The organism is Tessaracoccus flavus (genome assembly GCF_001997295.1).
GTDB classification, from domain to species: Bacteria; Actinomycetota; Actinomycetes; order Propionibacteriales; family Propionibacteriaceae; genus Arachnia; species Arachnia flava.
Genome location: NZ_CP019605.1, coordinates 91,554 through 108,755, shown reverse-complemented (window position 1 = coordinate 108,755; position 17,202 = coordinate 91,554). Strand labels below are relative to the sequence as shown.

At 68.7% G+C, this 17,202-nt stretch carries 17 protein-coding genes; 6 read left to right on the top strand and 11 right to left on the bottom strand.

The window, feature by feature from the left end; all coding sequences use genetic code 11:
* Positions 1 to 135: 135 nt before the first annotated feature.
* Positions 136 to 1,062 (top strand): TIGR03557 family F420-dependent LLM class oxidoreductase, encoded by a 927-nt coding sequence (locus RPIT_RS00555; RefSeq protein ID WP_077339503.1) that lies wholly within the window; start codon positions 136 to 138, stop codon positions 1,060 to 1,062.
* Between the two features lie 37 nt (positions 1,063 to 1,099).
* On the opposite strand, the gene RPIT_RS00550 is transcribed toward RPIT_RS00555, so the two are convergent.
* Positions 1,100 to 1,597 (bottom strand): hypothetical protein, encoded by a 498-nt coding sequence (locus RPIT_RS00550; protein ID WP_077339501.1) that lies wholly within the window; start codon positions 1,595 to 1,597, stop codon positions 1,100 to 1,102.
* Position 1,598: 1 nt separating this feature from the next.
* Positions 1,599 to 1,835 carry a helix-turn-helix transcriptional regulator gene (locus RPIT_RS00545; protein ID WP_077339499.1) on the bottom strand — a complete coding sequence of 79 codons (237 nt, stop codon included), beginning with the start codon at positions 1,833 to 1,835 and terminating at the stop codon, positions 1,599 to 1,601.
* A 402-nt stretch (positions 1,836 to 2,237) separates the two neighbouring features.
* Here RPIT_RS00545 and RPIT_RS00540 point away from each other — a divergent pair, with 402 nt between their 5' ends.
* Positions 2,238 to 2,624: a hypothetical protein gene (locus RPIT_RS00540; protein ID WP_077339497.1), complete on the top strand. Its 387-nt coding sequence runs from the start codon at positions 2,238 to 2,240 to the stop codon at positions 2,622 to 2,624.
* A gap of 103 nt (positions 2,625 to 2,727) precedes the next feature.
* Positions 2,728 to 3,954 carry a UDP-N-acetyl-D-mannosamine dehydrogenase gene (gene wecC / locus RPIT_RS00535; RefSeq protein WP_226996292.1) on the top strand — a complete coding sequence of 409 codons (1,227 nt, stop codon included), beginning with the start codon at positions 2,728 to 2,730 and terminating at the stop codon, positions 3,952 to 3,954.
* An 8-nt stretch (positions 3,955 to 3,962) separates the two neighbouring features.
* On the opposite strand, the gene wecB is transcribed toward wecC, so the two are convergent.
* Positions 3,963 to 5,105, bottom strand: a complete 1,143-nt coding sequence (gene wecB / locus RPIT_RS00530) for a non-hydrolyzing UDP-N-acetylglucosamine 2-epimerase (RefSeq protein ID WP_226996291.1) — start codon at positions 5,103 to 5,105, stop codon at positions 3,963 to 3,965.
* A 486-nt stretch (positions 5,106 to 5,591) separates the two neighbouring features.
* On the opposite strand from wecB, the gene RPIT_RS00525 reads away from it, so the two are divergent.
* Complete coding sequence (locus RPIT_RS00525; RefSeq protein ID WP_077339480.1) at positions 5,592 to 6,638, top strand: IS110 family RNA-guided transposase; 1,047 nt, start codon at positions 5,592 to 5,594, stop codon at positions 6,636 to 6,638.
* Between the two features lie 728 nt (positions 6,639 to 7,366).
* Here the strand turns inward: RPIT_RS00525 and RPIT_RS00520 are convergent.
* The 5 genes from RPIT_RS00520 to RPIT_RS00500 form a co-directional block, all read right to left on the bottom strand.
* A complete protein-coding gene (locus RPIT_RS00520) occupies positions 7,367 to 8,263 on the bottom strand; it encodes a glycosyltransferase family protein (RefSeq protein WP_143028231.1) in 897 nt (298 codons plus the stop codon).
* Between the two features lie 221 nt (positions 8,264 to 8,484).
* The gene (locus RPIT_RS00515; protein ID WP_226996290.1) at positions 8,485 to 9,354 is read right to left on the bottom strand and encodes an ABC transporter ATP-binding protein; all 870 of its coding nucleotides are present in this window, start codon (positions 9,352 to 9,354) and stop codon (positions 8,485 to 8,487) included.
* Positions 9,332 to 10,186: an ABC transporter permease gene (locus tag RPIT_RS00510; protein ID WP_077339476.1), complete on the bottom strand. Its 855-nt coding sequence runs from the start codon at positions 10,184 to 10,186 to the stop codon at positions 9,332 to 9,334. Before RPIT_RS00510 ends, RPIT_RS00515 begins: the two co-directional genes overlap by 23 nt.
* Entirely contained in the window at positions 10,187 to 11,362 is a 1,176-nt protein-coding gene (locus RPIT_RS00505) for a glycosyltransferase (RefSeq protein ID WP_077339474.1), read from the bottom strand.
* A 3-nt stretch (positions 11,363 to 11,365) separates the two neighbouring features.
* A complete protein-coding gene (locus RPIT_RS00500) occupies positions 11,366 to 13,918 on the bottom strand; it encodes a glycosyltransferase family 4 protein (protein WP_077339460.1) in 2,553 nt (850 codons plus the stop codon).
* A 59-nt stretch (positions 13,919 to 13,977) separates the two neighbouring features.
* Between RPIT_RS00500 and RPIT_RS00495 the strand changes: the two genes are divergently transcribed.
* Positions 13,978 to 14,376, top strand: coding sequence for a DUF1801 domain-containing protein (locus RPIT_RS00495; RefSeq protein WP_218121590.1), 399 nt, complete (start codon positions 13,978 to 13,980; stop codon positions 14,374 to 14,376).
* A gap of 58 nt (positions 14,377 to 14,434) precedes the next feature.
* On the opposite strand, the gene RPIT_RS00490 is transcribed toward RPIT_RS00495, so the two are convergent.
* From RPIT_RS00490 to RPIT_RS15470, 3 genes are read right to left on the bottom strand one after another with little or no spacing between them, the layout of a single operon-like run.
* Positions 14,435 to 14,875, bottom strand: coding sequence for a VOC family protein (locus RPIT_RS00490; protein ID WP_077339457.1), 441 nt, complete (start codon positions 14,873 to 14,875; stop codon positions 14,435 to 14,437).
* Positions 14,876 to 14,915: 40 nt separating this feature from the next.
* A complete protein-coding gene (locus RPIT_RS00485; RefSeq protein WP_077339455.1) occupies positions 14,916 to 15,785 on the bottom strand; it encodes a helix-turn-helix domain-containing protein in 870 nt (289 codons plus the stop codon).
* 50 nt (positions 15,786 to 15,835) lie between these two features.
* Positions 15,836 to 16,003 carry a hypothetical protein gene (locus RPIT_RS15470; protein ID WP_218121589.1) on the bottom strand — a complete coding sequence of 56 codons (168 nt, stop codon included), beginning with the start codon at positions 16,001 to 16,003 and terminating at the stop codon, positions 15,836 to 15,838.
* Positions 16,004 to 16,012: 9 nt separating this feature from the next.
* Between RPIT_RS15470 and RPIT_RS00480 the strand changes: the two genes are divergently transcribed.
* Positions 16,013 to 17,179, top strand: coding sequence for a nucleotide sugar dehydrogenase (locus tag RPIT_RS00480; RefSeq protein ID WP_077339453.1), 1,167 nt, complete (start codon positions 16,013 to 16,015; stop codon positions 17,177 to 17,179).
* Positions 17,180 to 17,202 lie beyond the last annotated feature (23 nt).

Here is a 17,202-nt window from a genome sequence, read left to right as displayed (position 1 = left end):
CGGCGTTCAGAGGTGCTCGCTACCGGCGCGCCGTGCGGGAGCACTCCCACGGCCGCCAGGGCATGACGTGGGACTTCATGGTGGTCCAACGACTCGACGTCATCGAGGAACTCACGCGCCAGCAGCTGCGGGGCGGTGACCTGGGCGCCATCCGCACGTACCTCATCAACACCCAAGCCGACTTCATCGCGCGGTACCTCACTGAGCACCCCGATTCCCGGCCCGCACGCCTGGTCGGTGCTGGGCGCGGTGGCCCACGCCACCGAGCGGGTCGAGCTGATGACCTACGTGACCTGCCCGACGATGCGCTACCACCCGGCCGTCGTCGCGCAGAAGGCAGCCACCCTCCAGCTGCTCGCGGACGGCCGCTTCACCCTCGGGCTGGGCAGCGGGGAGAACCTCAACGAGCACGTGACCGGCGAGGGCTGGCCCACCGTCGACACCCGTCAGCACATGCTCGCCGAGGCCATCGAGATCATCCGGCTGCTGCATACCGGTGAGCTCGTCGACCACCACGGCGACCATTTCGACGTCGCCTCCGCCCGGATCTGGGACCTGCCCGAGGACGGCGTCGAGATCGCGGTCGCCGTCGGCGGGGAGAAGGCCGTGGACGAGCTCGCGCCGCTGGCCGACCACATGGTCGCCACCGAGCCGAGCGCCGACCTGCTGAAGGCCTGGGACGGCACCAAGGGCGCCCCGAAGATCGGCACGAAGGCCCGCGCGATCGGGCAGATCCCGATCTGCTGGGACCCCGACGAGGACACCGCGATCCAGCGGGCCCACGAGCAATTCCGCTGGTTCGCCGGCGGGTGGGCCGTCAACGCCGACCTGCCGACCACGGCCGGCTTCGACGGTGCGACCCAGTTCGTCCGGCCGGCGGACGTCGCCGACCAGATGGTCTGCGGCCACGACCTCGACAAGGTCGTCGAGGCCGTCAGGCCCTACTGGGAGGCCGGCTTCACCGACATCGCACTCGTCCAGATCGGTGGCGACACCCAGGAGGCGTTCCTCGCCGAGGTCGCCGAGCCGCTGCTCGAGAAGCTCCGCAAGGCGGCCGGCTGAGGCCCTCGTCGCACCGGCGCCCCCTCGTCGCTCGACGTCAGGCTTCCAGCCGGGCCAGCTTCTTCTCAACCCCGCGGGCTGCGGACTCGCCCAGGACCCAGTTGAAGGCGTAGAAGATCGCGAAGCCGCCGACCAGCTCGAGCGCGGCGAGCAGCGCCAGGCCCAGGGGACCCTCGATCGGCAGCAGGTCGCTCGCGTCGCCCAGCAGGATGCCGCCGAAGGTGAGCACGGTCATCGCCACGGCGAACAGCCCGGCGTCGACGGCGTAGGCGCGGCGGCGCTCGGCCCTCTCCGGCGCCGAGGGCCCGGTCGGCAGCTCCTGGCCCAGGAAGGTGCGCGGCGCCTCGGCCCCGAACATCCGCTGGATCAGCACGAACAGGCCCCCGGCCCCCAGCATGACCACGATCGCCGCCGTGTTGGTGACCTCCTGGGTGCGGAGATACTCCCACCCCAGGACCGCCACGCAGCCGATCATCAGCACGGCCAGTACGATCATCGCGGCGCGGCCAGCGTTGAGCTCTTGTCGCTCGTCCATCTCAGTTCTCGCTTTCTTCCCAGAAGAGGGTGTTGAGGTCGGTGTCCAGCGCGCGGGCGATGTCGATGCACAGGCGCAGGGTGGGGTTGTGGGCGCCCGCCTCGATCAGGCTGATCGTCTGCCGTGACGCACCGACCAGCTTGGCCAGGTCGGCCTGGGTCAGGCCCTTCGCGGCGCGAGCCCCTCGCATGCGCAGGTTGATCTCCTGCGCTTCCCCTGCTCGCTTCCCGGGTACCATATGTCATTTATACCTGACATCGTGACAGGTATGCAAGACACCCTGGCAACTATCTCTGACAGGCGGTCAGGAAGAGGAGCGGGTATGCAGTCAGCCGGGCGGCCGCATACCTCACCTGCCGCTCTGGCATTTTCGCACCCGTGCCCTACCTCACCTCTTTGTCGCTGGCCACGGGCTACGACGCGCTTCTGGTCAGCGACGTCGCCACCCGCGGCACCGGCCCGAAATTCAACCCTTACGTGCCCGGCGCTCTGAGCGATTACCGGGCGCAGGGCGCCCCATCTTGGCCCACAGCGAACCTGGCTCGATGCTGTCGCGCGAGCAGGTCGATTACCGTTCCCGGCTGGGCGATGCCCGATCCGTCGCCTCCGTCCTGTCAGCCCTCTCATCCCAGGAGAACCCATGAATGACACGAAGACCCTGTACCGCGCGAGCCTTGCCGGCTCGCTGGGTGCCAGCGCCCTCGCCACGATCCTCGCGGCGCTCGGCCTCAAGAACTGGGCGCTCGCGATGCTGGGTGTCGCCACCGGGGGATCCGTCGCCGCCTCGCATCTGAGGATGCGGCTGGTGGGCGGACAACGTCGGCGGGACCAGCGCGCCGAGGCAGCGCGGCTGTCGGCCATCGTGACCGAGCTCGAGCGGGTCCGCAGCTCACTCGACGGGTCCGTCGGCAGTGCTCGCGAGCACCTCGAGGCGCGGCTGGCCGACGTCGAAGCGGTGATCGCCAGCACTGAGGGTGTCATCCTCGGTGAGCTCATCACCCATCGGGATGACTCCGAGGGGGCCTAACGGCTCTCGCCGTGCGTCGCGGCTCGCTCTGCACCCATGGCGTAGAATCCGGCACGTCGCTCAGCCCCGATGGGGCAGTCCAACGAACAGAGATGGTGAAGACGTGTCCCAACCCGACGTCTGCGTAGTCGGCCTCGGCTACATCGGCCTGCCAACCGCCGCGATCTTCGCGCACAAGGGCCTGCGGGTCCACGGCGTGGACGTGAGTCCACGCACCGTCGACGCGATCAACGCGGGCAAGGTGCCGTTCGTCGAGCCCGATCTGGGTGGCTACGTCCAGCGCGCCGTCGCGGCCGGCAAGCTGACCGCCTCCGGCGATCCGGTGCCGGCCAAGGCCTTCATCATCGCCGTGCCGACGCCGTTCAAGGACGGGCACGAGGCCGATCTGTCCTACATCGAGTCGGCAACGCGGGCAGTGGCGCCGCACCTGAGCGGTAACGAGCTGCTGATCCTCGAATCCACCTCGCCGCCCGGGGCCACCGAGTTCATGGCCTCGATCGTGGCCGAGGAGCGCCCCGAACTGGCCGACGCGGACCTCAAGTTCGCCCACTGCCCCGAGCGGGTGCTCCCCGGCCGCGTGATGGTCGAGCTCGTCATCAACGACCGCATCGTCGGCGGGCTGACGCCGGAGGCCGCACAGGTTGCCGCGGAGCTCTACCGCGTGTTCTGCGAGGGCGAGATCCTCCTCACCGACGCGAAGACCGCCGAGATGGCAAAGCTCGTGGAGAACTCGTTCCGCGACGTCAACATCGCCTTCGCCAACGAGCTGTCGGTCATCGCCGACGAGCACGGCATCGACGTCTGGGAGCTCATCGAGCTGGCCAACCACCACCCGCGCGTCAACATCCTGCAGCCCGGCCCCGGCGTCGGCGGCCACTGCATCGCCGTCGACCCCTGGTTCATCGTCTCCTCCACCCCGACGCTCTCGAACCTCATCCGCACCGCCCGCGAGGTCAACGACGCCAAGCCGGACTTCGTCATGGACAAGGTGAAGGCCGCCATCGACGGCGTCGACTCGCCGAAGATCGCGGCGCTCGGCCTGGCGTTCAAGCCGAACATCGACGACCTGCGCGAGTCGCCCGCGCTCGCCATCACGGAGCGGCTGAGCGCAGAGCTGCCAGGGGCCCAGATCCTGGCGGTCGAGCCCCACGTCGACGAGCTTCCGGCCAAGCTCGCAGGACACCCCAACGTGTCGTTGGTAGCCACGGAGGCAGCGGTGCGCGAGGCGGACGTCGTGCTCGTCCTCGTGGACCACACCGCCTTCAAGAGCCTCGACCGCTCGCTCCTCGAGGGCAAGACTCTCATCGACACCCGCGGCCTCTACCGCTGACGACGCCTCTACCCGGCGAAGTCGGGGAGCCGTTCACCGACCTCGAGCAGCTGGGCGATCGCGGCCGCGCTGCGTTCGGCGGCGTTGCCGTCACCGTACGGGTTGACCGCGTGGCTCATCGCGTCGTAGGCCGCCCGGTCGTCGAGTAGGCGCACCGCCTCGTCGACGATCCGCTGCCGATCGGTGCCGATGAGCTTCACCGTGCCGGCCACCACAGCCTCGGGGCGCTCGGTGTTCTCCCGCAGCACCAGGACCGGCTTACCGAAGCTCGGCGCCTCCTCCTGGACGCCGCCCGAGTCGGTCAGGATGAGGGTGGCCCACTTCTGGGCGTGCACGAACTCGGGATAGTCGAGCGGCTCGACGATGACCACGTTCTCCAGCCCCTCCAACAGCGGGTACAACACGTCGCGCACGACGGGGTTCTTATGGGCCGGGAACACGAACAGCGTCTCGGGGTAGCGTCGGGCCAGCTCCGCGATCGCGGCGCCGATGTCGCCCATCGGCTCGCCCCAGTTCTCCCGGCGGTGGGTCGTCAGCAGGACCATCCGACGCCCGGCGGAGGACGCCTCGGCGAGCCGCTCGTCCTCGAACTCCACCGACTCCCCCGCCGACCAGTTGAGGGCGTCGATGACGGTGTTGCCCACCACTGCGATCGTGGCCGGATCGATCCCCTCCCGCAGGAGGTTGTCGCGCGACGTGGTGGTCGGCGCGAGGTGCAGCGACGTCACCTGGCCCGCGAGTCGACGGTTGGCCTCCTCCGGGAACGGAGAGAACAGGTTCCCCGACCGCAGGCCCGCCTCGAGGTGCACCACGGGGATCTCGTGATAGAAGCACGCGATCGCGCCGACGGCGACCGTCGTGGTGTCGCCCTGCACGACGACCGCATCGGGCTGAGCGTCGCGGAGCACCTCCGGCAGCTTGTCGAGGATGCGGGAAGCCAGCTCCGTCAGCGACTGGCCGGCCTTGAAGACGCCCAGGTCGAGGTCGGGCGTGATGCCGAACCACTTGTTGACCTGGTCGAGCATCTCGCGGTGCTGCCCGGTGCTCACGACGATGGGCGTCAGCACCTCAGACGCTTCGAGGGCCCGGATCAGCGGAGCCATCTTCACCGCCTCAGGACGGGTGCCGTAGATGACCATGACCTTCTTCAAAGCGTTCCTCCTGGCTCAGGGCTCCCGCCCGACGTCCGGCCCAGTCTATGGTCCCTGAGCTTGTCCTGCTGACCCCTGAGCTTGTCGAAGGGTAACGGCCGTGACTGTGGTCGCCGCCCTTGTGGTCGGGGCGGCGGTAGGCCACGACGCCGTTACCCTTCGACGGACGCTCGCTCGTTCCTCGCGAGCTGCTCAGGGACCTGTAAGTGTTGGTCTTGGCTGGCCCGGGGCTGGCTGGCAGGGTTTGGGTGTTAGTACCCGGGCCGTGGTGTGACCCGTCAGGGACCTGACCACATGTTCACTGGGTGTGTGTCTTCCTCTCGACTTGTCCGCTGTGGTGTGGGGGCTGGCGCCTGGCCCGGCCCACTTCAATGGCCTGATCAGAAGCTTGTCCAATCGTGACCCATTACAGGTCTGCCTTGTCGTGACTCTTCCCGGGACCAGACGCCAGCTGGCGACGGTATCGAGAAAGGGACACACATCGCCATGACCATCGTTGCAGACATCTATCCCTATGTCGTGGGCGTCGACACCCACGCGCGATCTCACACGTTCGCGATCCTGAGCCGCGGGCGGCTGGTCGACACGCAAACGTTCCCGACCAACCAAGCCGGACTCGCACGGGCGGTCGACTGGATCGGTCGCCGCACCGCAGGCGAGATCAGTGACACCGTGGTCTCGGCCGAAGGGACCTCCAGCTACGGGGCGCAGCTGGCGGGCATGTTGGCCGAGCACGGTTACCGGGTGGTCGAGGCCCCCACCCCCCACCGGGGACGTGACGGGAAAACCGACGCCCTCGATGCGCAGCGCGCCGCCCGCGGCGTGATCGACCTCGAGGACACCGCGTTGCGTGACCACCGCCGTCACGGTGACCTACGTGACGCGATCGCCGCGTTGAGCACGCTGCGTGCGCATTACACCGATCAGCGCACCGCGCTGATCAACATGCTCACCGCTCTGCTGCGGGTCACTGACCTGGGTATCGACGCCCGCGGCCCTCTCACCGCCACCCAGATCACCCAGATCGCCGGCTGGCGGCCCCGCCGCGAACCGGAACCGCTCCACATCCAACGCCAGATCGCCATCGCCCACGCCCGCGACATCGGCGACCTCGACCGTCGTCTGGCGGCCAACAAGAGCCAACTCGCTGACCTGACCGCCCGTCACAGCCCCCAGCTGCTCGACATCTACGGCGTCGGCCCAGTGAGCGCTGCGGTGATCATCGCCGCCTGGTCCCACCCCGGCCGGGTACGGTCCGAGGCGGCGTTCGCGAAACTCGCCGGTGTCTGCCCGATCCCCGCGTCCTCGGGTAACACCACCAGACACCGCCTCAACCGCGGCGGAGACCGACGACTCAACTGGGCACTGCACCAAATCATCACTACCCGCCTGTCCCACGACCCCCGCACGAAGGCCTACGTCGCCAGACGCGAAGCCGAAGGCAAAACCCCCAAAGAAATCCGACGCTGCCTCAAGCGCTACCTCGCCAGACAGATCTACCGAACCCTCACCGCACCACTTGACAACACATAGAAGCGTCGATCTAGGTCCCTGAGCTTGACAGGCTCAGGACCAACCAGCGTCGCCCTGAACGAGGAACGAGCGACCGCGCCTCCGTCTCCCCGAGTGGGGCGCGAGGAACGGCCGTTCGTCCCTCACGGCCGCTACTCAGCTTTTTGGCCGCGACGGCACCGTGACCGAGGGAAGCTGTGCGCCGTGTGAGGTGCCGAACGCCAACGCAGAAGACCGGAAGCCAACGAAGAGACCGGAACGCCAACGAAGAGACCGGAACGCCAACGAAGAGACCGCAATGCCAACGAAGAGACCGCAACGCCAACGTAGATCGGAACTCGCCGACGATAAACATCGACGCCCCCGATATTTCGGGGGCGTCGATGGGTTCCGGGGGCGAGTAGGTGAAACCGTTGGCGTTGCGGTGAAACCGTTGGCGTTGCGGTGAAACCGTTGGCGTTCCGGGGGAGCCGTTGGCGTTGCGGTGGAGCCGTTGGCGTCAGGGATGTCGTCGGGCACAGCTACCAGGTTCCGAGCCCTGACCCTCACCCCGGCTCAAGGCCGACTTCCAGGTGAGGTAGACGTGGTGGGCCGGATGCTCGTTCCTCGTTGTCTGATCCACTGCGTCTCCCCCGGTCAGCTTCGCCGCCGTTCCGGCACCGTGGGTGAGGGAAGGGGCACGTCCCGAGGGGTGCCATTCAGCGACATGTACGACCACTGTGGTCGTACATGTCACCAAATTGCCCCCTTCAGAGTGGGTCAAGAGAGGGTCCACTTCCAGGCGAGGGAGACGTGCAGAGGGCGGCGATCCGGCGGGCGGCCTCGTCGTAGGTGCTCGGCTTGTCGCGGAGCGCCTGGCCGGCGGCGCGGGCGTTGGCGACCAGCCGGGCGCGCTCGGCGTCGTCGGTGGCGAAGCGGCGCAGGGCGTCCGTGGCGGCGGTGGCACTGCCGACGATCATGCCCGCGCCCACCTCGTCGAGGAGCGCCTGGACGCGCGGGAGCGGCGTGGCCAGCGTCGGTAGGCCCATCGCGAGGTACTCGTAGACCTTCGACGGCATCGCGTCGCGGAAGGCCGGGGTGTCGGCCAGCAGGCAGAGGCCGACGTCGGCGCGCTCGGCGATGCGCCACGCCTCGCCGGGCGGGAGACGGTCGTGGAACGTGACGTGGCGCGCGTCGGGGCGCGACATCCGCTCCTCGAACCACTCTCGGTCGCCGGCTGCGACGGGACCAACGAGGTCAAGCCGCCAGAATCCCTCGTCGTCGGCGGTGCCGGCGACGGCCTCCACCATCGTCTTCAGTCCGCGGCTCTCCCGGTTGTCGCCGATGTAGATCGCGGTGAACGGCGCGGAGCGCTCCGACGTGTGTGCCGGCATCGCAGGGAGCACGGTGACGTCGGGCTCGTTGCGCATCACGTAGCGGCGCGGAGCCATGGGTGGGACGTGGTCGTCGGCCACCAGCACCAGGTCGGCACGCGAGATCATCCAGTTGAGCGCCGAGACCGCCGCCCGCAGCACCCTCAGCAGCGGTGCAGGCACCCACGAGCGGTCGCGCAGCAGCTCGCGGTAGTCCTCGTGGACGTCCGCCACCCACCGTCCGGGCCTGAGCCACGCCGTCAGTGACGTGTCCGGATCGATCGTGATGAGCACGTCGCATTTCCCCCGAAGCGGCCACACGAGCGCGCGAAGGCCACGCCGGAGCTTCCCGGCCGCCGGAGCAGTCGAGATCCGCGCGCCGGCCGGGCCCTTGGCGGGATCGCCGAGGCCGCGCACCCAGACGTCGCAGCCGGCACGACGAAGGGCCGCGACGGTGCGGTGCAGGCGGGCGTCGGCGACGTCGTGCCCGGTGGTGACGATGCCGACGGTGCCGCTCAGAAGTCCTCCATGACAATCGAGTCGTCGCCGACCTTGAGGAATTCGAGGTAGGCGTCGCAGATCTCCTTGGGCTCCCCCCGCTTGATGAGCCGGCCCTTGTGCAGCCAGATCACCTCGTCGGAGAGCTCCTGGATGGTGCCAAGGGCGTGGGAGACGAGCAGCATCGTGCCGGCCGTACCCATCAGCTCGCTCATCTTCTGGCCCGCGCGCTCCTTGAACTTGGCGTCACCTGCCGAGAGGGCCTCGTCGATGATGAGGATGTCGGGCTCCATGTGCACCGACACCGAGAAGGCCAGCCGGGAGAACATGCCCGAGGAGTAGGTGCGCATGGGCATGTCGATGAAGTCGCCGAGGTCGGCGAACGCGGCGATCTCGTCGAACTTCGCCTTCACCTCGGCCCGCGTCAGCCCGGCCGCGAGGCCGCCGAGCACCACGTTCTCGCGGCCGGTCAGGGCGGTGTTGAACCCGACGCCGAGCGCCAGGAGGGTGGAGACCTTCCCGTCGATCTCGATGCGGCCCTTCGTCGGCGGGAGGATGCCGGCCACCGCGCGCATGAGCGTCGACTTGCCTGCCCCGTTGGCGCCGATGACACCCGTGCACTGGCCCTTGGGCACGTCGAAGGTCACGCCCCGCAGGGCGCGGACCTCGCGGTAGTTGACCTTCTCGCCCTTCATGCCCTTGACCAGGGCGTTCTTCAGGGAGTTCTTGCGTTCGAGGTTGACCTTGTACGTGATGTGGAGGTCGTCGACGATGATGGCCGGATCGACGTGCGTGATCGAGGGGTCGACGGAGGCGTCGGCCACAGGCTCGGCGGCACCGGGGTCGCGCTCCAGGAAGTGGGGATCAGAGGCGGACAGCGAAATCACGCTCCCTCGAGATGAAGTAGATCGACCCGATGAGGAAGACGCCGAGGCTCCAGCCCACCGCCAGGGCGATGAACTTGCCCTGCACCGGGTTGCCGTTCAGGGCGTCGGACCAGACCCCGAACAGTCCGAACAACGGGTTGACGTACTGGGCGACCTGCCCGATGGTCCGGTCACCGAAGTGCTCGAGGAAGAACTCCGCCGAGTACAGCACCGGGGAGATGTACATCCAGATGCGGATGAAGTACGGCAGGAACTGTGCGGTGTCGCGGAAGTACACGTGCCACGTCGCCGTCATCGCGCCGAGGCCGGCCGCGAAGAGACTCATCAGCATGATGACGACCGGCACCCACAGCAGGTGCCAGGTGATCGGCTTCTGGTACGCCACGTGGATGATCGCGTACACCACCAAAGTCGGGACGAAGCGGCGAAGCGCGAGGTACAGGTTCGAGAGGATCAGCAGGTACTTGGGGAAGTTCATGTTGAGGATGAGCGACCCGGCGTTGGTCACCGACGTCGCACACGCCGTCACGACTCCCGACATGAAGAAGTACAGGAACAACCCGCCGGTGATCTGGCCGAAGTCGGCGCCCTGGCCGCGGCCGACGATGACGATGAGCAGGTAGTAGACCACCGCGAGCAGGAGCGGGTTGACGACCAGCCAGGCCTGGCCGAGCACAGTGTTGGTGTTGGCGGCACGCATGTTGGTGTCGCTCAGTTCCTTGGCGAAGTCCAGCCGGCGCCACAGTTCCCCGAAGTAATCGCCCAGAGGCGGGAGCCCAGCCTTGTGCGGGGTGTACACCCGGCGGGTGGGCTTCTCAGCTACCTTGGCCACTTAACCTTCTCCCCGAGTCCCGGCGGCGCCGGAGAACAGACGTGCATAGACCGCCACGAGGCGGGCGGCGTCGGCGTCCCAGCTGAGTGCCTCGCGCGCGGCCTCGACATTACACGCGTACCGCTGGAAATCGTGAACGACCCTGCGCATCGCGCCGGCCAGCCCCGCCGCGTCCCCGGGCGGGTACAGCGCCCCCAGGTCGTGCTCGCGCACCACCTTCGCCAGCTCGCCGGTGTCGGTGGCAACCACCGGCAGACCGAGACCGACGGCGTGGAACAGCTTGTTGGGCTGAGCCAGCCGGTGGTTGGCCCAGCGGTCGGAGTGGGTCACCAGTGAGATCCCGTTGGCCTGCATGAGGCGCGACGCCTCGTCCAGCGGCAGCGCCGGCAGCACCGTGGCGCGGCCCGGGTCGAACGTGCCCAGCCACGTATCGTCGGCCGGTCCGACGATGGTGACGGGCAGGTCGACGAGGTGGCTGGCCGCCGCAATGGCCTCAAGTTCGCGGAAGGCCGCCACGCGTCCGGCGTACACGAAGCCGGTGGGCTCGTCGGGGACGTCGGGCTTGCCGGGGTTGAGAGGGAAGGTGTTGCGCACGACGGTGACGTGGTCCCAGCCGTACTGGTCGCGCAGCGCGCCCGCGACTCCGTCGCCGACGGTGATCACGGCGTCGGCCCGCGAGCCCAGCCGCTGCTCGACGCGGCGCTCGCGGCGGTCCTGCAGCGGCGTCGGCCGGTACTCGCGCGGCAGGCCGGTCCAGAGCTCGTGGGAGTCGTAGACGAGCGGGACGCCCCGCTCGTCGGCAAGGGTGGCGCCGGCCTCGAGCGCGGTGAAGTCGTGCGCGTGGACCGCGTCGAACTGGCGGCCGCGGGAATCGGCCAGAGCGCCGTCGGCCCACCGCCCGAACGCGGAGCGGCGGTGCTGCGGCAGCAGCGCCCAGCGCGCGAGCTTCATCGGGGGCGAGAGCTTCCGGCCCGCCAGCGACTGTCCACCCTCGGGGCGGAACACCGAGGAGGTGCCGATCGAGCTGACCGTGATGCCGGGGTCCGGCTGGAACGTGTCCGGCACCGAGCGACCGATGATGTGCACCTCGTGGCCGGCGCCGACGAGGGTCCGAGCCTCGCGCAGTACCCGGGTGTCCGTGGCGACCGTCGTGGCCACCAGCATCAGGATCCGCATCCGCTACAGACCCATGAACTCGGCCAGCACCTGCGCGCTGTGCGAGCCGTCGTGCCAGCGGGCCACGTAGGCGCGCCCGGCGTCGGCCAGCTCGGCGGCCCGGTCGGGTCGGCCGATGAGGTCCAGCAGCACGTCGCGGAGGTTCTCGGCGGACGCCTCGACGATCGGGACATCGCCGTCGATGCGCTCGCGCACCCGGTCGGCCACGTGACCGATGACGACCCGGCCACCCGACATCGCTTCCACCGCGGTGATGCCGTAGTCGCCCAGCTTCAGCTGGTCGATGACGATGTCGGCCGCGAGCATCTCGGCGCGCATCTCGTCGCGGGAGAGCGCCGAACGGCCGACGTAGCGGATGCGCCCCTCCTCCTCGAGATCCCTGGCGATCTGATCGACGACGTCGGAGCCCTTGAGAGAGCGGCGCGACGGCGTGTGGAACACGACCGGAAGCCCTGCGTGCGCCATCGGCTGCTCCGCGTTGGACCACTCGACGGTATCGACGACCACCGGCAGCCACGTGGCATCGGGCAGGTAGTCCACCAGGTCGTTGGTGGTGACGAATTTCGGCCCCTCGAAGGCCAGCACGTGCGGGGTCAGGTCGTCGACCTGCTTCTGCAGGACCGCCGTCAGCTCCTCTTCCGGATCGCTGAACGGCGAGTCGGGTTCCGCGGCGGCGTGCCAGCGGGGGTTGCGGATGTCCGAGCCGTGGAACAGCAGCCCCTGCGTGATGCCCGCGTTGCGGAAGTAGTCGACCTCGTCGTAGAAGAACTTGCCGAACTTCGCGCCAAGGACGGGGCGCCCCGACTCGGTCAGCACGTGAGTCACGCGGTCGCGGAGCTTGGCGTCGAGCTGCTTCTGCCAGGCCGGAGAGATCCACTGGTGATAGGTGATCGTCTCGTCGACGGGGAACGTGAACGGCTGCTCCCGATGGAGCCACACGGACTCGGCGATCGCCTCCGGGTGGCGGCGCATGAGCGCACCTGCCCACAGCAGCGGCTGGCCGCCGGTGTTGGTGCAGCCGATGCGCAGCCACGGACGCTTCGCGAACAGGTCGGAGTCGGCCAGCCCGGCGCGGCGCCGCAGCATGTCGCGGCGGATCTCCGTGAGGTGGCTGGTGAGGTCGCTGGGCTCCAGCCCGGCGAGAAGCTCGGGAGTGGTGACGGCCTTCGCGACGTCCTGCACCGTCTCCTGGAAGTGCTCGAAGGTGTGCTCGGCGATCAGCTCGTCGGTGATCCTGGCGCGGTACTGCTCCAGGTTGCTGAGCAGCTTGCCCGTCTGCCGGACGATCGACGCAGGGTTGGAGTGCTCGAAGACCTCGCCGATGCCGAGCCGCGCGACCCGTTCCGAGAGCCACTCCATGTTGGAGGTGAGGATGGGCAGACGGGCCTGGACGGACTCGAAGTACTTGTTCGGCGCAGCCCAGACGTGGTTGCCGACCGGCAGGAAGGGGAAGATCGCCGCCGTCGCCGACGCCAGGTACTCCGCCACCTCGTGGGTGGGGGCGAACGGCACGAAGTGCATGCGGTCGCTGACGCCGTGCTGCCTGGCGAGTTGCTCGAGCTCCTGGGTGTAGGAGCTGCCTCGTCGCGCGCCGATGGCGAGGTGGACTCCCGGGAGGTCGGCCAGGGCCACCACGACGTCGTGCACACCGCGGTGGTAGCTGAGCCCGCCGGCGTAGACGAGCAGCGGCGCATCGCCGACGTCGAGGAAGTCGCGGATGGTCATCGGGCGTCCGGCGTCGGGGAGGTTCCCGATGGGTGCGTTGGGCACCAGCGGCGGGGTCACCGCGAGGTCATAGCGACGCTGGAGGAAGTCGGCGATCGGCTCACAGACGGTGACGGTGGCGTCCACCCGGTCCATGAACTCGGCCTCCAGGGCCGGGAAGCCCTTCGTGATGTTGGGGTCGTCGCTGGCCAGACCGTAGACGTACTCGCGCGCGTCGTAGACCAGACCCATCTTCTTGCCCTTGGCCGCCTGAAGCTCGGCGATCTTCACGCCCAGCGGCAGGAGGTGGACGTCGGTGACGATGACGTCGGGGTCGAGGCGGCCGACCGTGGCGCTCATCGCGTCGATCATCGTGGGCACGATCGGCAGCGCGGTGCGCCAGTCGAACGGCGCGTTGGGGTCGGCGGGCTCGGGAGCGGGGGCGACCTCCTCGACCTTGTCACGGGCCTTGGAGACGACGTCGCGCGCGGGCTGCACGACCCGGCGGTTCGCGGCCCGCGCGGCAGACGCGGCGGTCTCTTCAACGAGGGCGACGGCGCGCGCGACCTGCTGCGGCGGGCGCCGCTTGAAGGCCACCTGGAAGCCCTTGCGCACGACCCTCGAGAGGAGCGGCGGTTTGCTGCCGGGCGCGGCCGGGGCCCCAGGCTTGGGCCTGGCCTGGCACAGGTGGTACGGAATGCCGGCGATCTGGCCACGGTTCGGCAGACCCGTGCCGTAGCCCACCATGGTGACGCGATATCCGGCCGCGAGCAGGGCCAGCGCGTTGCGGTGCGCGCGCGCATCGATCTCGATGTTGTTGGGCAGCGCTATCACGGCGTGCGGCTGGGTCATGATCCTCCTCGCGTGGGGGCGGCGGTTCCTCCACCCCGGCCATCCTAACGGTGGAGGCCTTGCCCGAGCGGCGCAAAGCACAGGGGCAGGAGCTGTTGAGCCTCTTCGCGTCGGAGACCGGCGCGCACCCCCAGATGTGGGGCCCGTCCATCGTCGGTTTCGGGCACGTCCGGTACACCTACGCCACAGGCCGTTCCGGGGAGATGCCGCGCGTCGGGTTCAGCCCGCGCAAGGCGGCCCTCAGCCTCTACGGGCTCACGCTCTACGGCAGCAACGAAGACCTGCTCGAGCGGCTCGGCAAGCACAGGGTGGGCAAGGGCTGCCTGTACATCAACAAGCTCGATGACATCGACCTCGACGTGCTTCGTCAGCTCATCCGGCGGGGGTGGGCGGGGTCGACGGAGAACTTCTCCGACACCCACGACGGCACCCGGATCGAGGCCCTCGACGGTAGCTGATGCCCGGGCAGCCAGCGGGGCGGAGCCGCAGTGTGCGGCTCGGCCCCGCTTCAGGCACTCACTCCTGGGGCTGGTCGGTGCCGCCGACGTCGAACGACCACATGACGCCGAACTTGTCGAAGACCTGCCCGTAGTGGCCGCCCCAGGGGGCGGGCTCGAAGGGCATGTTGATGGAGCCCCCGCCGTCGACCATCTTCTGGATGTAGCCGCGGGCCTCCTCGACGTCGTCGAGGGTGTAGAGCATCGAGTAGACGGTGTCCTTCACCACGTAGCTCTCCCCCGGCATGGCGTCGCCGCCGGCGATGGTTCCGCCCGGGAGCTCCAGGGTGGCGTGGGCCACAGAGTTGGGATCAGGGGTGAAGGGCATGCCCTCCATCGGCGGCACGTCGCCGTAGGTGAGCACCTTGAGCTCGCCGCCGAAGATGTCTCGGTAGTGCTCGAACGCGGTCTTCGTGCTGCCGACGCCCTCGTAGGCGATGTAGGTGGCGAGAGTGGCCATGAGTTCCTCCTTGGAACGTGATTGATCTGGCAGCCTCAGCCTAGGATCGGCCACCGACAGATTCTTGTCCTGAGTTGCTGGCCTCCACAGTGACGCTGCTGAGGGCCCCCTCGAAGAAGAGCTTGGGCAGGTTGGGGGTGATCGGCGGGTCGGTCGGCACAAGATCCCGCAGCGTCAGGACGATCTCGGTGGGCTCGCTGAGCGGAAACGTGATGGGCTCGCGGCGGAGCTGTCGACGGTTGCGGTCCATCTGGAAATAGGCGCGCATCCCCGCCGAGCGCGGCACCTCCACCACCATCGCGTAGTACGTACCGTCGGGGATCTCGGAGACGGTGTACCCGCGGGTCCCGAGCAGGGCCACCCCCAGGTTCGGGGCTCCTTGGAGGATCAGGCTCGAGTTCAGCGCCACGAACAGGGCGCTGCCCGCCTGCGCGCCGTCGACGCTGATCCGCAGCTGAACCTGTTGGGGATGGGAGACCTCCGGGAAGTTCCGGTGGACGGCGACGAGCGGGTCGGTGCTGTCCATGTGCCGGATGAGGTAGGCGGCCAGGAACCGAAGCTGATCGCGGTATCGCGACGGCGCCATCCCGGTGTGCCGGGCGAACGAGCGGCTGAAACTGGAGGCCGACTCGTGCCCCGCCTCCACCTGCGACCGGATGACGTCGTGGCCGGCCACCAGCGCCTCGATGCCCCGCTCGACTCGGAGCGCGGCGAGGAAGTCGCGAAGCGGAAAGCCGAGATGCTCACGGAGCAGTCGCGAGAGGTGGAACCGGCTGAAGTGCGCGCTGGCCGCCATCTCCTCGAGCGTCGGTGGCGCGACATCGTCGGCTCGGACCGTGCCGAGGAGGCGGTCCAGTTCGGGGCGGGGGGTTGCCTGTTCTCCGCTGGCGTGAGCGGTGCGAGTCTGCACCCGCCCATCATGGCAACCCCCGCGACCGGGCACCAGAGGCAAACGTGCGGTCAGAAGCTGAACGTCGTGGCGCCGTCGCCGATCCACTCCCAGAACTGGACGGTGCCCGCCACCTCTGCGTTGCCCAGGAGCGGGGCCAGCCCCAGACGAAACTTCCAGTACAGCGCCGGGTTCGCGCTATTGTCGAGCGGGCCGCTTGAGAGGGTCAGGGGCCGCAAGGGGGAGCGATGAAGATCGGCGTAGTCGGGCTCGGGTACGTGGGTGCTGCGATGTCAGTGCTGCTGGCCGTGCGTCACGAGGTGAGGGCCGTCGACATTTCGGCGTCTCGGGTGCAGGCGATCGAGGCACGACGCGCGCCCATCGCCGACCCGGAGCTTCAGCACCATCTCGACACCCAGCCGCTCACTCTGACCGCGACGACCGATCCGGCCGAGGCCCTGCCCGGCTGCGACTTCGTCATAGTCGCCACCCCGACGAACTACGACCCGGAGCTCGACTTCTTCGACACCTCCACCGTGGAGAGCGTGATCGAGGACGTGAAGCGGCTCGCGCCGGAGTCGACCGTCGTCATCAAGTCGACGATCCCCGTCGGGTTCACCGCCCGCATGCAGCGGGAGCACCCCGACCTGACGATCCTCTTCTCCCCCGAGTTCCTTCGGGAGGGGCGCGCGCTCTACGACAACCTGCATCCCAGCCGGATCGTGGTGGCCGGGGACGGGCCCCGAGCCTCCGAGTTCGCCGAGCTGCTGCGCGACAGCGCCGAGGACCGCGAGGTCCCGGTCCTCATCACGGGCACCGCGGAGGCCGAGGCCATCAAGCTGTTCGCCAACACCTACCTCGCGATGCGCGTGGCCTACTTCAACGAGTTGGACACGTTCGCCGCGAACCACGGCCTCAACACGCGCGACATCATCGAAGGTGTGGGGCACGACCCGAGGATCGGCAACTTCTACAACAACCCGTCGTTCGGGTACGGCGGGTACTGCCTGCCGAAGGACACCCAGCAGTTGCTCGCCAACTACCGCGACGTGCCGCAGAACCTCATCCGGGCGATCGTCGACTCCAACCGGACGCGCATGGACTTCATCGCCCGCGACATTCTGGCCCTGGGGCCGGAAACCGTCGGGGTCTACCGGCTGGCGATGAAGGCGGGGTCGGACAACTTCCGCGAGTCCAGCATCCAGGGTGTGCTCGCGCGGCTCCGCGCTGCAGGGGTCGACGTCATCGTGCACGAGCCGCTGCTCCGCACCGACGAGTTCGTCGGCTGCGAGGTCGTCAACGACGTGGCCGAGTTCAAGCGCCGCTCGGATGTCATCGTCACCAACCGTCGCGCCCCGGAGCTGGGCGACGTCCAGGGCAAGGTCTACACGCGAGACCTCTACGGCTCCGACTGACGTAGCGATTCAGCAGCGCCCCG

What these genes read in the sequence shown, in the direction of transcription:
- RPIT_RS00550 (WP_077339501.1), bottom strand. Translation starts at nt 1,597, where the DNA reads ATGGACGAGCGACAAGAGCTCAACGCTGGCCGCGCCGCGATGATCGTA.
- RPIT_RS00505 (WP_077339474.1), bottom strand. Translation starts at nt 11,362, where the DNA reads ATGCGGATCCTGATGCTGGTGGCCACGACGGTCGCCACGGACACCCGG.
- RPIT_RS00490 (WP_077339457.1), bottom strand. Translation starts at nt 14,875, where the DNA reads ATGGCCACTCTCGCCACCTACATCGCCTACGAGGGCGTCGGCAGCACG.
- RPIT_RS00480 (WP_077339453.1), top strand. Translation starts at nt 16,013, where the DNA reads ATGAAGATCGGCGTAGTCGGGCTCGGGTACGTGGGTGCTGCGATGTCA.
- RPIT_RS00540 (WP_077339497.1), top strand. Translation starts at nt 2,238, where the DNA reads ATGAATGACACGAAGACCCTGTACCGCGCGAGCCTTGCCGGCTCGCTG.
- RPIT_RS00500 (WP_077339460.1), bottom strand. Translation starts at nt 13,918, where the DNA reads ATGACCCAGCCGCACGCCGTGATAGCGCTGCCCAACAACATCGAGATC.
- RPIT_RS00545 (WP_077339499.1), bottom strand. Translation starts at nt 1,835, where the DNA reads ATGGTACCCGGGAAGCGAGCAGGGGAAGCGCAGGAGATCAACCTGCGC.
- RPIT_RS00525 (WP_077339480.1), top strand. Translation starts at nt 5,592, where the DNA reads ATGACCATCGTTGCAGACATCTATCCCTATGTCGTGGGCGTCGACACC.